11 protein-coding genes are annotated in these 12,430 nt (G+C 57.8%); 5 read left to right on the top strand and 6 right to left on the bottom strand.

Annotation, left to right across the window (positions count from 1 at the left end; all coding sequences use genetic code 11):
* Positions 1–181 precede the first annotated feature (181 nt).
* Entirely contained in the window at positions 182–1,516 is a 1,335-nt protein-coding gene (locus tag FEM03_RS00990) for a vWA domain-containing protein (RefSeq protein ID WP_138084305.1), read from the bottom strand.
* Positions 1,517–1,876: 360 nt separating this feature from the next.
* On the opposite strand from FEM03_RS00990, the gene FEM03_RS00985 reads away from it, so the two are divergent.
* Positions 1,877–2,488, top strand: a complete 612-nt coding sequence (locus FEM03_RS00985; RefSeq protein ID WP_138084304.1) for a PEP-CTERM sorting domain-containing protein — start codon at positions 1,877–1,879, stop codon at positions 2,486–2,488.
* Between the two features lie 101 nt (positions 2,489–2,589).
* On the opposite strand, the gene FEM03_RS00980 is transcribed toward FEM03_RS00985, so the two are convergent.
* From FEM03_RS00980 to rpiB, 5 genes are all read right to left on the bottom strand, one after another.
* Positions 2,590–3,984, bottom strand: coding sequence for a DUF1501 domain-containing protein (locus FEM03_RS00980; RefSeq protein ID WP_138084303.1), 1,395 nt, complete (start codon positions 3,982–3,984; stop codon positions 2,590–2,592).
* A 53-nt stretch (positions 3,985–4,037) separates the two neighbouring features.
* Positions 4,038–4,685, bottom strand: a complete 648-nt coding sequence (locus tag FEM03_RS00975) for a type II secretion system protein (protein ID WP_138084302.1) — start codon at positions 4,683–4,685, stop codon at positions 4,038–4,040.
* Positions 4,686–4,821: 136 nt separating this feature from the next.
* Entirely contained in the window at positions 4,822–5,076 is a 255-nt protein-coding gene (locus FEM03_RS00970; protein ID WP_138084301.1) for a ParE family toxin-like protein, read from the bottom strand.
* Positions 5,073–5,273 (bottom strand): hypothetical protein, encoded by a 201-nt coding sequence (locus tag FEM03_RS00965; protein ID WP_138084300.1) that lies wholly within the window; start codon positions 5,271–5,273, stop codon positions 5,073–5,075. Before FEM03_RS00965 ends, FEM03_RS00970 begins: the two co-directional genes overlap by 4 nt.
* Before the next feature lie 116 nt (positions 5,274–5,389).
* Complete coding sequence (gene rpiB, locus FEM03_RS25765) at positions 5,390–7,621, bottom strand: ribose 5-phosphate isomerase B (protein ID WP_138084299.1); 2,232 nt, start codon at positions 7,619–7,621, stop codon at positions 5,390–5,392.
* Positions 7,622–7,756: 135 nt separating this feature from the next.
* Between rpiB and FEM03_RS00955 the strand changes: the two genes are divergently transcribed.
* The 4 genes from FEM03_RS00955 to FEM03_RS00940 all read left to right on the top strand — a co-directional run bounded on the left by FEM03_RS00955 (position 7,757) and on the right by FEM03_RS00940 (position 12,340).
* A complete protein-coding gene (locus tag FEM03_RS00955) occupies positions 7,757–8,131 on the top strand; it encodes a type II toxin-antitoxin system RelE/ParE family toxin (RefSeq protein WP_138084298.1) in 375 nt (124 codons plus the stop codon).
* Positions 8,132–8,254: 123 nt separating this feature from the next.
* Entirely contained in the window at positions 8,255–9,790 is a 1,536-nt protein-coding gene (locus FEM03_RS00950) for a sulfatase family protein (protein WP_206170785.1), read from the top strand.
* A 14-nt stretch (positions 9,791–9,804) separates the two neighbouring features.
* Positions 9,805–11,265, top strand: coding sequence for a sulfatase family protein (locus tag FEM03_RS00945; protein ID WP_138084297.1), 1,461 nt, complete (start codon positions 9,805–9,807; stop codon positions 11,263–11,265).
* A 55-nt stretch (positions 11,266–11,320) separates the two neighbouring features.
* The gene (locus FEM03_RS00940; protein WP_138084296.1) at positions 11,321–12,340 is read left to right on the top strand and encodes an alpha/beta hydrolase family protein; all 1,020 of its coding nucleotides are present in this window, start codon (positions 11,321–11,323) and stop codon (positions 12,338–12,340) included.
* Positions 12,341–12,430: the final 90 nt, after the last annotated feature.

Raw genomic sequence — 12,430 nt, 5'->3', positions numbered from 1 at the left:
GATTTACTTAGGGGAGTTTTAGCAGAGGGGGTGGGACGAGACGAGGATTTGTTGGGTTTGGGACTGCGGGGTTTTGGGAGTCTTGGCTGTTGAACTGTTCACCGACGACACGTCGGTGGTCCGACTAGATGATAATGCACTGAAGGCCGACGAAACGTCGGCGCTCCATGGTTCGCGGACGCTATCTAGACAGGGATTTGCCGATGCGGTTTTTGACGTCGGCTTCTTTGGACATTTTGCGGGCTTGGTTGGCGCTGGCTCCGCCTTCTTTGAAGAGTTCCTGGCGTTGGATCTGGCTGGTATTGAGAAGGTTGAGTTTTTCGGACTGGAGGTCTTTGCCTTGTTGGGCGGTCCATACGGCGGCGTCGGTGTAGGCTTTCATGGCTTCGGCGTGGCGGCCTTCGTCGTTGAGTTTGACGGCGAGGGCTTCCTTCTCGGTGGCGATGAGGATGGCGACGTCTTCCATGACACTTTTGTTGAGGCTGGCGACGACGAGGGCGGCATCGCTGACGCGACGGGCGACGCTGCGATTGGAGATTTGCTGTTCTTTGCCGGTGGCGTTTTCGATGTAGGAGACGGTGACGCTGGCGACATCGGCATCGGTGTCTTTGGCACCGGCGGGGACTTCGACTTCGAGGAGGATGGCGCGTTGTTGTTGGGCGTAGAGCTGGTTGAGGTTGAGGGTGACGGTTTGATTTTCGATGTCGGCTTCGAGGCCGAGCACACGGACGGGGCGGATGCCTTCGGCGCATTGGATGCGAACTTGGAGGCGTTGGGCAACGATGGAGAGGAGGTCGCCAAATTCACTTTGGAAGACGGTGGCGAGGGCGGCGCTGTCTTGGATGAAGGTGTGGTTGCCATCGCTGCGCAGGGCGAGTTCGGTCATGAGGTCTTCGTTGTAACCGAGTCCGAGTCCGAGGGTGCTGACGCTGACGTTTTCCTTGGCGAGGGCGACGCCGAGCCGGCCGAGTTCTTCGGTGGTGGCGGGGCCGACGTTAGCCATGCCGTCGGAGAGCAGGATGATGCGGCTGACTTGATCGGGGTTTTTGTGTTTGCGCAGTTCCTCAGAGGCTTTGCTGACGCCGGCGAAAAGGGCGGTCATGCCGCCGGCCTGAATTTTATCGATGGCGGCTTTGACGGCGGCAGGGTCCTTGAGCGGGGCGGCGCTGGAGATGGTTTTGACGGTGCTGTCATAAGCGACGACGGAGACGATGTCTTCAGGGGAGAGCAGGTCGATGGCTTGTTTGGCGGCTTCGCGAGCATCGCGGATGCGGTCGCCGGCCATGGAGCTGGATTTGTCGATGACGATGGCGACGTTGACAGGCGGGCGTTTTTTGGAGGCGGGGGGTTCGTCACCGAGCAGGCCAACCTTAAGGTAGGCGGTCATTTTTTTGTCGGCAGGGAGTCGCGGATGGGCGAGTTCCGTGGTCATTTGCAGGCCGGGAGTCGCGGAGGAAGCGGAGCTGGCGAAGGCAAGGATGGCGAGGAGACTGGCAGATAGGCTTTGGATTTTCATGGCAGTATGGGTGCGTTGTTTTTGGACAGCTCCATCCTGCTTCAAGATGCCATGAAAGGTGTCAGCTTGCTGTCAGGGGTTTGTAAGAAGATTGTAAAGTCAGGCTGGTAAGGGAAGAAGTTGAGTTTGACGCTGACCAGGACGAGGGCGGGTCCAAGGGGTGCACGCGGATGGAGCCCCTAACATCTTTCCAGGCGAACATGCATGAGCAAAGGATCGCTGTTTTGAAACCAGAATCTGATTTACTTATGCTTGATTTTGGTGCATTGCCCTGTAGTCACAGCGGATGCGCGATAGGATTCCAGCAAACGCGGGAGTCTTCTTGATGGAGGCAGGGAAACATCAACTGAGAACAGTCCAATGAAAAGACTTAAGCAATACTTATTGACGATGGCTGGAGTGACGGTGCTCTCAAGCGGCAGTTTGATGGCGCAATACTTGGTCGGAGGGACAGATTTTGTGTTTATCTCTTCGGATGCGATTTTGAGCACGGATGTGGCCTATCAGCCTTGGAATTCGTTGGCGAATTTTGGCGATGGATCGAACGCCAACACGTCCGGTGCGGTGATTCTCGCTGATGGCAACGACAGCTGGAATTTCGACTTTACGGTTCCGGCGCCGGAGATCACGGCGATTGAATTGTGGACGAGGGTTGGCGCGCTGACCGACAATGGCATGCAAGATTTCTCGGTATCATTTTTTGACGGCAATGATTTGTTGATGGGAACGGAGACGGGAAGTGCGGCGCTGACGGCTAGCTGGCAGACTTTCGCCACCAGCCAGAGTTATGTTGGGGCGGCCAGTTTTGTGGTGAATTTCACTTCGAATTTTGGACAGTCTACGGCGGCAGAAGTGAACGAGCTGCGCTTTGCAACGCCTACTGCGGTGCCGGAGCCATCCGGGGCTTTGATGGTGGGGTTGGCTGGTGTGGTCTTGTTGCTGCGCAGAAGCAGGCGCGCCCTGGCGGCGTGATGATGGAGTTGCGGGTGGTTTGGGGAGGCTCCCGGCAGGATGCCGGGAACGACATGCAAGCTGCGAAGCCGCGAAGCGATCCGCGTGCTCCCCTGCTTAATTTAGGCGATGACGTTGTTGATGACGTTGCCGTAGCTGAGGGGGACGGGGCGGTTGGCGGCGTCGTGGACTTCGGTGTGGGGATCGACGCCCATCAGATGATACATGGTGGCGGCGAGGTCGTCGGGAGTGACGGGGTTTTCGGCGGGATGTTCGCCGTTTTTGTCGGAAGCACCGTGAACAAAACCGCGTTTGGTGCCGCCGCCGGCGAGGAGGGCGGTGTAGCAGAAGGGCCAGTGGTCGCGGCTGATGGATTTGTTGATGCGCGGGGTGCGGCCGAATTCACCGACCCAGACGACGAGGGTTTCGTCGAGAAGTCCGCGTTCATCGAGATCGGTGAGCAGCGTGGGCAGGGTTTGCTCGGTGATGGGCAGATGGCGCTGTTCGATGATGGGGAACATGCGCGTGTCGTTGAAGCCGTGGGTGTCCCAACCGCCGTTGGTGATGCTCTGGCCACCGATGGTGGGATCGAAGGTGACGGTGACGAATTTGACGCCGGCTTCGACGAGACGACGCGCGAGCAGGCAGCTTTGGCCGTAGGTGGTGCGACCGTAGGCGTCGCGGGTTTTGTCGGATTCTTTGGAGAGGTCGAAGGCTTCGCGCAGCTGGGTGCTGTTGAGCATGGAGAGTGCTTTTTCGTAATATCCGTCGAGTCCTTTCGCAGCGGCGGAGTGCTCCATGAGTCGACTTTGGGAGTCGATCATCTGTTGCAGTTCGCGGCGGGCGGAGAGTCGTTCGTAACTGACGCCTTCAGGCAGGCTGAGTTCGGGCAGGGCGAATTTGGGGTCGTTGGGATCCTGGGTGACGAGAAAGGGATCGTGCGGTTTGCCGAGGAAGCTGGCAAACTGACCGGGGGTTTGGGTGCCGTCGCTGACGACGTAAGGAAGGTGGACGCTGCTGGGGACTTCGCTGCGGGAAGGCAGCATGCGGTCGACGACGCCGGTGTAGGCGGGAAAGAGATCGGGCGTGTCTTTGAGGCGTTGGTCGTCGCTCGGCGGGGCGTGTCCGGTGAGGGCGTAGTAGCCAGCCGAGTTGTGGTTCTTCATCTTGTGATGGAGGCTGCGGATGAGCGTGACTTTGTCCATCACCTTGGACGTTTTGGGGAGCAAAGAGCTGACCTGGATGCCGTCGGCGCTGCTGCTCATGGGGTTGTGAAAGCCACGGATGCCGCTGGGGGCATCGGGTTTCATGTCGAACGTTTCCAGATGGCTGGGGCCGCCCCATTGAAACAGGAAGATGACGTTTTTGGCCTTGGCGATGAGCTTGGGATTGCGGGCGGCTTCCTCGGCGAAGATCATGCGCGGCAGGGTCATGCCAAACAGGCCCATGCCACCGGCTCGCAGGATGGAGCGGCGGGAGAGGAGCCGGGTGTTTTGGAAATCGCGGCAGGCTTGCATCGAGGCTTACTACGTGAGCGCAGGGTGATTTTTATCGGTGAGCGGGACTATACTTACTCGACGTCCAAGATCTTGCCGATGGGGAAGTGGATGGGATGGATGGCTTTTTCGAAGAGGTTTTGGGTTTCACCTTTTGCCGGGGCGAGACCGACGGAGGTCCCGGATGAGGAGGTTAAATCGTGGAGAGCGACGCTGCCGTCGTTGAGGCCAATGACAATTTTGCCGCCCTTCCAACTGCGACCTTTGACGGGCGTTTCGGCAGCATCGGCGTTCCATTTTGGGGGCCATTCGGCTTTAACGGGTGTTTCAAAGACGGCGGGAATGGAAGCGAGTTCCTTTGCATTACTTAAGCCTTGAGTCATGGCCCAATGGTTTTCGCCGGGTTCGAGGGCATGTTTGAAATCGGGGGATTCGCCGATGCGGCCATCATCTTGATAAGGGCTGATGCGTCCGCCGAAGATCCACTCGGTCTCTAAAATTTCGTTTTTGAAAAGCTCGCGGAAAGCTACGTTGGCGGTTTCCCCGGTTGGATAGCGGCCATCGTGATCTGCAGCGTATATTTGCAGGGCAAGGAGTATCTGGCGGCAGTTATTGATGCTTTTGGTCAGATGCCCGGGTTCGGAAATGCGTCCGACGATGGGCACGAGCAGCGACGCTGTGACCAACGCGAGAACCGTGATGGCGAAAATCCATTTGGCCAAGCTTAATACAGACTTGCCTCTCATGTAGACATCTCACCAGATCATCGCGAATCTGGCAAGAGATACTGGAGGAGTGCCCCAGACCTTTCGACCAAGGATGGGACGAAAGTGGCGCGCTATCGGCTGCGGGTGAGATTTATGAAATCAGCTTGTCGTAATCGGAATGGCTTCCGATCCAAAACCAGATGATCGTGTCGTCCTCTTGGACTCCTAATGCGCGGTATTTAAGTCCTGCTCTCACCGACCAAAACCTGCCCACTTTCTTAAAATGGAGAGAGGGATGAAACGGATTGTTTTTTAGCAGTTCATAGTTGGCGTCTGCCACAGCACGAACTGCTGCCGGGAGCTGATCATAAGCGCTCCAGAACCGCGGTGTCGCCAGATGTTTCATCGTTGACGAGTTTTTCCTGAGCGATAGTCGGAAAGGGCTTCGTCAGCTAATGAATCAAGCTTTCCAGATGCGATGTCGACTTCAATCGCGGCATCCCAATGGGCGGCGTCGTAAGCAGAGAACCAATTCCGAAAAGTGGATAGTTCTTTGGAGGAGAGTCGCTCGACCGCTTCTTCAATTTCTTCGATGCTGCTCATGAGTGAAGATACTATTGGTCATCATACGGGTCAATTTCTGACCCGCAAGACGACTTTGGATTTGATGGCAACGACGGCGGTCTGGAGACCGCCCCTCCTTGGTTTGGTTTTGACGCTTAAGGCAAGGGGAAACGTTCGTTCAATGCGATGACGTTTTGACGAATGATTTCCAGCACCTGCGGCTTCTCGCGGTTTTCCAGGGCTTCGTGGATGAATTGGGCGATTTGTTTCATCTCGTCTTCCTTCATGCCGCGGGTGGTGACGGCGGGAGTTCCGATGCGGATACCACCGCCAAGGGTGATTTTCTCGGTGTCGAAAGGGATGCCGTTTTTGTTCACGGTGATCCCGGCGTGATCGAGGGTTTCGCTGGCGATTTTGCCGTTGAGGCCGCGAGGACGGAGGTCGACGAGCATCAGGTGGTTGTCGGTTCCGCCACTGACGATGCGGTAGCCGAGGTGGCTGAGTTCGGCGGCGAGGGCTTGCGAGTTCTTGACGATCTGCTGCTGGTATTCCTTGTAGCCGGGTTGAAGGGCTTCGAGGAAACACACGGCCTTGGCGGCGATGACGTGCATGAGAGGTCCGCCTTGCACGCCAGGGAACACCTGGGCGTTGATCTTTTTGGACAACGCTTCGTCGTTGGTGAGGATGATACCGCCACGAGGTCCGCGCAGACTTTTGTGGGTGGTGCTGGTGATGAAATCGGCGTGGGGGATCGGTGATGGATGCACACCTGCGGCGACGAGGCCGGCGATGTGGGCCATGTCGACGAAGAGGTAGGCGCCGACGGACTTGGCGATCTCGGCGATGCGGGCGAAGTCGATGATGCGCGGATAGGCGGAGGCACCGGCGGTGATCATTTTGGGCATCACCTGTTTGGCTTGTTCGGCGAGGGCGTCGTAGTCGATGCGTTCGTCTTTTTCGCTCACGCCGTAATGGGTGACTTCGTAAAAGTTGCCGCTGAAGTTGGCGCTGTGACCGTGGGTGAGGTGACCTCCATGAGCGAGGTTCATGGTGAGGATTTTGTCGCCGGGTTTGAGCACCGAGAAATAGACGGCGGCGTTGGCCTGGGAGCCGGAGTGGGGCTGCACGTTGGCGTATTTGGAGCCGAAGATTTCACACACGCGGTCGATGGCGAGTTGTTCGATCTTGTCGACTTCTTCACAACCCCCATACCAGCGGCGGCCGGGGTAGCCTTCGGCGTATTTGTTGGTGAGGCAGGAGCCTTGGGCCAGCTGAACGGCGCGGCTGGCAAAGTTTTCGCTGGCGATGAGTTCGATGTTGCTCTGCTGGCGTTTTTCCTCGGCCATGATGATGTCGGCCACGAGGGGATCGCCGTGGCGGACGATTTCGGCGGCGACATGGGAGAGGTCGTTCATTTTGCCGACGCGGCGGGCATGACGGCCTCCGGCAAAGGGGGTGGCGAGGAAGGCGTCGGCAATTTTGATGGCGTCTTCGATTGGAGTTTTGGCACCGCCGAGGCAGAGCACGTTGGCGTTGTTGTGCTGACGGGTGAGGGTGGCTTCCTCGGGCTCGCGCACGGTGGCGGCCTGGATGCCGGGATGGCGGTTGGCGGCGATGCAGATGCCGATGCCGCTGGTGCAGACGAGGATCCCGGCGTCGGAGGCTCCGCTGAGAATGCTGGCGGCGACGGAATCGGCGAAATCGGGATAATCGACGGAGTCTTTGCCGTGGGTGCCGACGTCGGTGACTTCGTGACCTTGGGATTTCAAATGGGCGACGAGGGCGTCCTTGAGTTCGACTCCGCCGTGGTCGGCTCCGATGGCGAGCTTGTGAATGGCAACAGAGGCGCTGCTGGCGGAGGGAATGGGGGTGGCTTCAAGGGTGGCGTTGGCGTGCATGGCGTTGGCGTTGGTGGGCGTGATGTTGTCGAATGTCTGGTCGATGTAAGCGAGAACGGTGGGAAGGAGCTTGTTGATGAGGTTGCGGGTTTCCTGATAGGTCGGGAAGTCGGAACCGAAGGGGTCGGCGACGTCGCGCCCTCGCAATTGATCGTCGGGTGAGAGTTCGCTGAGCAGGTAAGCTTTGCCGGCGGCGTCAGGAAAAAGGTTTTCCAGGGTGCGCAGATGACCGTTGGCAAGGGTGAAGATGTGGGTGGCGCTGGCGACGAGTTCCGGAGTCAGCAACTGACTGCGGAATTGGCTGACGTCGATGCCTTCGCTGCGCAGGAGGGTGGCGGTGTGCTCATTCATGCGGTCGCCGGGGTAAGCGGAGACGCCGGCGGAGGCGACTTCGTAATCGGGACGGCCTTCCACCATTTTGCGGAACAGGCCTTCCGCCATCGGGCTGCGACAGGTGTTGCCGGTGCAGACAAAAAGGATGCGTTTCAAGGGACGGTCAGGAGGGTGAAGGGAGAGTAATTCCTCGGGTTAAAAACGGGTGGTCAAGATGCAGGAGGATGCGCTTTTGTCAAAGACTGCACTTTTCCTCTTTCTTGTAGGCTGGATACGACTAGGTTGCGCCACATGCTCCAAATCATTTTCAATGAGATCAGCGCTGCGGAGCTTTCCCAGCTTTCGAATCAGATTCAGTTCACGCTGCTTGAGGCGTTGAACATTCAGCCTGAAGATCTTGAGAACAACCGGCTGGAAGGCCGTTATGGGGTGATCCAACGCGGTGAAACCCGTTTGTTCCGCTGCCGCGCTGGGGATTACCGGATTTATTTCGCCGTTGAGGGCACGCATGTGAAGATTCACCGGGTGTTGCACAAGAATTCGCTGAAGGATTTCTTGTTCCGCAGCAACCTTGGCAGCGCAGGAGAAGACGAGGCGTTGGCCGAGTCGAAGAATTTTTGGAAGTTGATCGAAGAGGGTGAGCGGACTTTGCGTTCGGTGGGTTGAGTGCTGGGGAAGTTAATGGCGGCCCACATCGGCTGCTCTGGGACCGGGATTTTTTGATTTCGGGAAAGACGGCGAGCTTGGGGACGTTGTGAGGGCGTGTCGGCTTTTTTAAATTCTCTTGTGATGAACGGGCTCCGGTGGACCGGGCCGATGTTGGTGCTTCTGCTGAATGCAGCCTTGATATCGACGGGAGGAGCGGCGGAACAGAAACCGAACATCATCGTCATCAACATTGATGATTTGGGATATGCGGACATTGGGCCATTTGGTTCGACAACCAAAACGCCCCATCTTGACCGGATGGCGGCAGAGGGACGCAAACTGATGAGTCATTATGCGGCGCCGGTATGTTCGCCTTCGCGGGCGGCGTTGATGACGGGGTGTTATCCGAAACGGGCATTGCCGATTCCGCATGTGTTGTTTCCTGCGGCGGCGGTGGGACTGCATCCAGACGAAGTGACGATGGCGGATGTTTTGAAGGAGGCGGGTTATGCCACGGCCTGCATCGGCAAGTGGCACCTCGGGGATCAACCGGAGTTTTTGCCGACGCGACAGGGGTTCGATTATTTTTACGGCATCCCCTATTCGAATGACATGGGCACCGTGGCCGATGGGGCCAAAAATAACCCAGGGGAGCCGCCGCCCAAGCCGCGTGCGCGTCCGCGTCCAAAACAGAATCCGAATCCGAATCAAAGTCCCAATCTGAATGTGCCGCCGCGGAAGGACGATGAAACTGGCATCAAAGCCACAGCGCAGCCGCCGCTGCCGTTGTTGCGCAACGAGCAGGTGATCAATCGCGTGAAGGCGGAGCAACAGTATGAGCTGACGCTGGATTACACGATGGAGGCGAGGGAATTCATTGAGCAAAACAAGGACCGGCCCTTCTTCCTCTACCTGCCGCACAGCGCCGTGCATTTTCCGATTTATCCGCGGGAGGAGTTTGCCGGGAAATCGCCGAATGGGGCGATTGGTGACTGGGCGATGGAGGTGGATTGGAGTGTGGGCCAGGTGCTGGACCTTTTGCGCGAGTTGAAGCTCGACCAGAAGACGCTGGTGATTTTCACCTCGGACAATGGGGGTTCGGTGCGGCATGGGTCGAAGAATGGTCCATTGCGAGGCGGCAAGGCGGAGACCTGGGAGGGTGGCATGCGGGTGGGCACCATCGCGTGGTGGCCGGGCAAAATTCCTGCGGGAACGAGCACGGACGAGATCACCAGCATGATGGACCTATTGCCGACGGTGGCAAGATTGGGGGGTGTGGAGTTGTCGGCGGATCGCAAAATCGACGGCGTAGACATCTGGCCGGTGCTGGCGGGGACGGTGGACGGCAAGGCTCCGCGGGATCACTTTTTTTATTATCGCGGATTTCGCATGGAGGCGGTGCGCTTCGGTCCATGGAAGCTGCACCTTGACAAGAAGCAGCTTTATCATTTGGGCGATGATTTGGGGGAACAAAACGATGTGTATGGTCAGCATCCGGAGGTGGTGGAGAAGTTGCAACAGCTGGCGCTGACGATGGAAGATGATCTCGGTCTGGATGGAGTTGGACCTGGTTGTCGTCCGTTGGGGCGGGTGGTGAAGCCGCTGCCGTTGATCGACCTTGAGGGCGTGGTGCGCGAGGGAATGACGATGGGCGTGAATGCGGTCCGCTTTGAATAAAAACGAGTTTTTCTATGATGATTCGATCGCTTTTCGTCCTTTTTTCCTTTTCGTCCATGTTGTTGGGGTCGAGTCCCAATGTCCTGCTGATCACGGCGGATGATCTTGGCCTGCAATTGGGTTGTTATGGGGATAAAGCGGTGCGCACTCCCCATCTCGATGCGCTGGCAAAACGTGGTCGTTTGTTTGAAAACGCCTATGTGGCGCAGGCTTCGTGCAGTCCTTCGCGCAGCGCCATGTTCACGGGCATGTATCCTCATTCCAACGGTCAGTATGGATTGGTGAATGGAGGATTTGAGCTGCATGAACCGTTGCGGCAGCAGACTATTCCGGCCCTGTTGAAGCAAGCGGGGTATGAGACGGCGATTCTCGGAAAACTGCATGTCGCGCCGGAAGCGAGTTTTCCGTTTGATCAACGTTTGCGCGGCGACACTCGCGATGTGAAAAGCGCGACGGCGATGGCGGGAAAGTTTCTACGCGAGGTGAAAGGACCGTTCTTTTTGATGGCCAACTTTTCTGATCCCCACGTGCTGGGGTTGAGTCCGCGCCCGCCAAAAGAGGCGTTTCCGACCCAATACCTTGGGGTGCCGGAAACGCCGTTGAAGGTGGGTGAGGTGCCGCCTTTTCCGTTTCAGCTGATTGAAACGCAGGAGCAGCCGGAGCGGGTCACCCAGTATTACAATGCGGTGATGCGGTTTGATGCGGCGGTAGGATTATTGATGGCAGAGCTGGAGGCTTCGGGGCATGCGGAAAACACGTTGATCCTGTTTGTGGGCGATCATGGTCCGCCGTTCTTCCGTGGTAAAACCAGTTGTTATGAGGGCGGGGTGCGGGTGCCGATGATGGTGGTGTGGCCGGAGGTTTTCAAGGCGGACGAACGCAGTGCAGCGTTGGTGTCGACGGTTGATCTGCTGCCCACGATTCTTGATGCGACGGCGCTTCCCCTCCCCACTGGATTGCAGGGCAAATCCTTGCGTCACACCTTGGATGAGAAACAGCATCGGGAGTATCTCGCCACGGAGTTTCAATTTCATGGTTCGATGCCCTTCTTCCCCCGACGTTCCATCCGGGATGCACGTTACAAGTTGATCCACAATCTGCGGGCTGGTGAGGCAAAACCCACCCAGGCCGTTGATGGCGATGTGTCTCTGAGCATGGCGCGTGAAGCTCCCTATGCAGGCACCCGGGTGGGTCAGGCGTTTGAGCGGGCGGCGAATCCGCCGGAGTTTGAACTGTATGATTTGCAGTCAGACCCATGGGAGTTTGATGAGTTGTCGTCCAAACCCGAACAGGCTGAGTTACTCGCGCGCATGAAATCGGCTTTGCTGGCATGGCGCGAGGAAACCAGTGATCCGCTGCTCTCGAAAGAAGGCATGGCGAACATGAAGGCGATGGAGAAACCCATGACGCATCGGGCAGGAAACAAAAAACGTGCGGGTGCTGCGGCGAAGAAGGAAGAGAAGAAAGTGAATTAACGTCCAACTTATTTGGGCGTGATGGGTTTCATCGGAAAAATCCACACTCCTGCCCATGATGAAGTCTGCTCTATTTCCCCTGATATGGTTGGTGACGACCGTGATTCATGCAGCCGAACCGACGTTGTATGATCCATCAAAACGAGGCGCGGCCCCGGTCATTTATGATCGTGATTTCGCGACTACCGGTGGAGAGCGGGTGGTGCCGACGCGCATTTTTTTACCGGCAGGCTCTGGTCCGGCTGCGGTGATCCTGGTGAGCCATGGGCTGGGAGGGTCGCGTGAGGGATCGAACTTTCTTGGCGAGCACTGGTCGGCCCGTGGTTATGTGACGGTTTTTCTTCAGCATCCCGGCAGTGACGAAAGCGTCTGGAGGGGCAAACCCGTGATCGAGGCACGACGGGAAATGAAACGGGCGGCCAATGCGGCGAACTACCTGCTGCGCATTGCGGATGTGAGAACGGTCTTGGATGGGCTGGAAAAGGCGTCCACCCAGTCGGGTGACCGGCTGGCGGGTCGTCTGGACTTAAAGCGTGTTGGCATGAGCGGGCATTCTTTTGGGGCCAAGACGACGCAGGCGCTCGGTGGTGAGCAGCAGGTTGGCTTGGGTGGGGCGAGGAGTGCTGCGGATTCGCGCATCAAGGCGGCACTACCGATGAGTCCGAGTCCCGCTGCCATGGGCGACCCATCCGACAGTTTTGGGGCGGTGAAGATCCCGTGGATGCTGATGACCGGCACGGACGACGGAGCGCCTTCGGGAGTGGTGTCGACGACGCCCGAGGATCGGCGCAAGGTGTATCCGGCATTACCGATGGGGGATCATTATGAGCTGGTGTTGTATGGGGCAGAGCATTCGGTGTTCACGGAAAGGCGGCTTCCTGCCGAGCGAAATCCGCGCAATCCCAATCATCATCGGGCGATCCTGGCGATCAGCACGGCGTTTTGGGATGCGCATTTGATGGGGAATGCGGCGGCGCTTGAGTGGTTGCGAAAAGAGGCGAGATCGGTGCTGGAATCGGCGGATGTGTTTCAGGTGAAAAAGGCGGACGCGGACCAGACCAGAGCCCCCAAGTAATTCGTGATCAGTTGAAAACGCTCCGTAGAGTGGAAAGGTAGAAGGCTCGTCCCGAGCCTTGCAGTTTTTTGAAAAGGCCCGGGACGAGCC

The organism is Phragmitibacter flavus (assembly GCF_005780165.1).
Classification (GTDB): Bacteria; Verrucomicrobiota; Verrucomicrobiia; order Verrucomicrobiales; family Verrucomicrobiaceae; genus Phragmitibacter; species Phragmitibacter flavus.
This window is presented reverse-complemented; position numbering and strand designations above follow the sequence as displayed.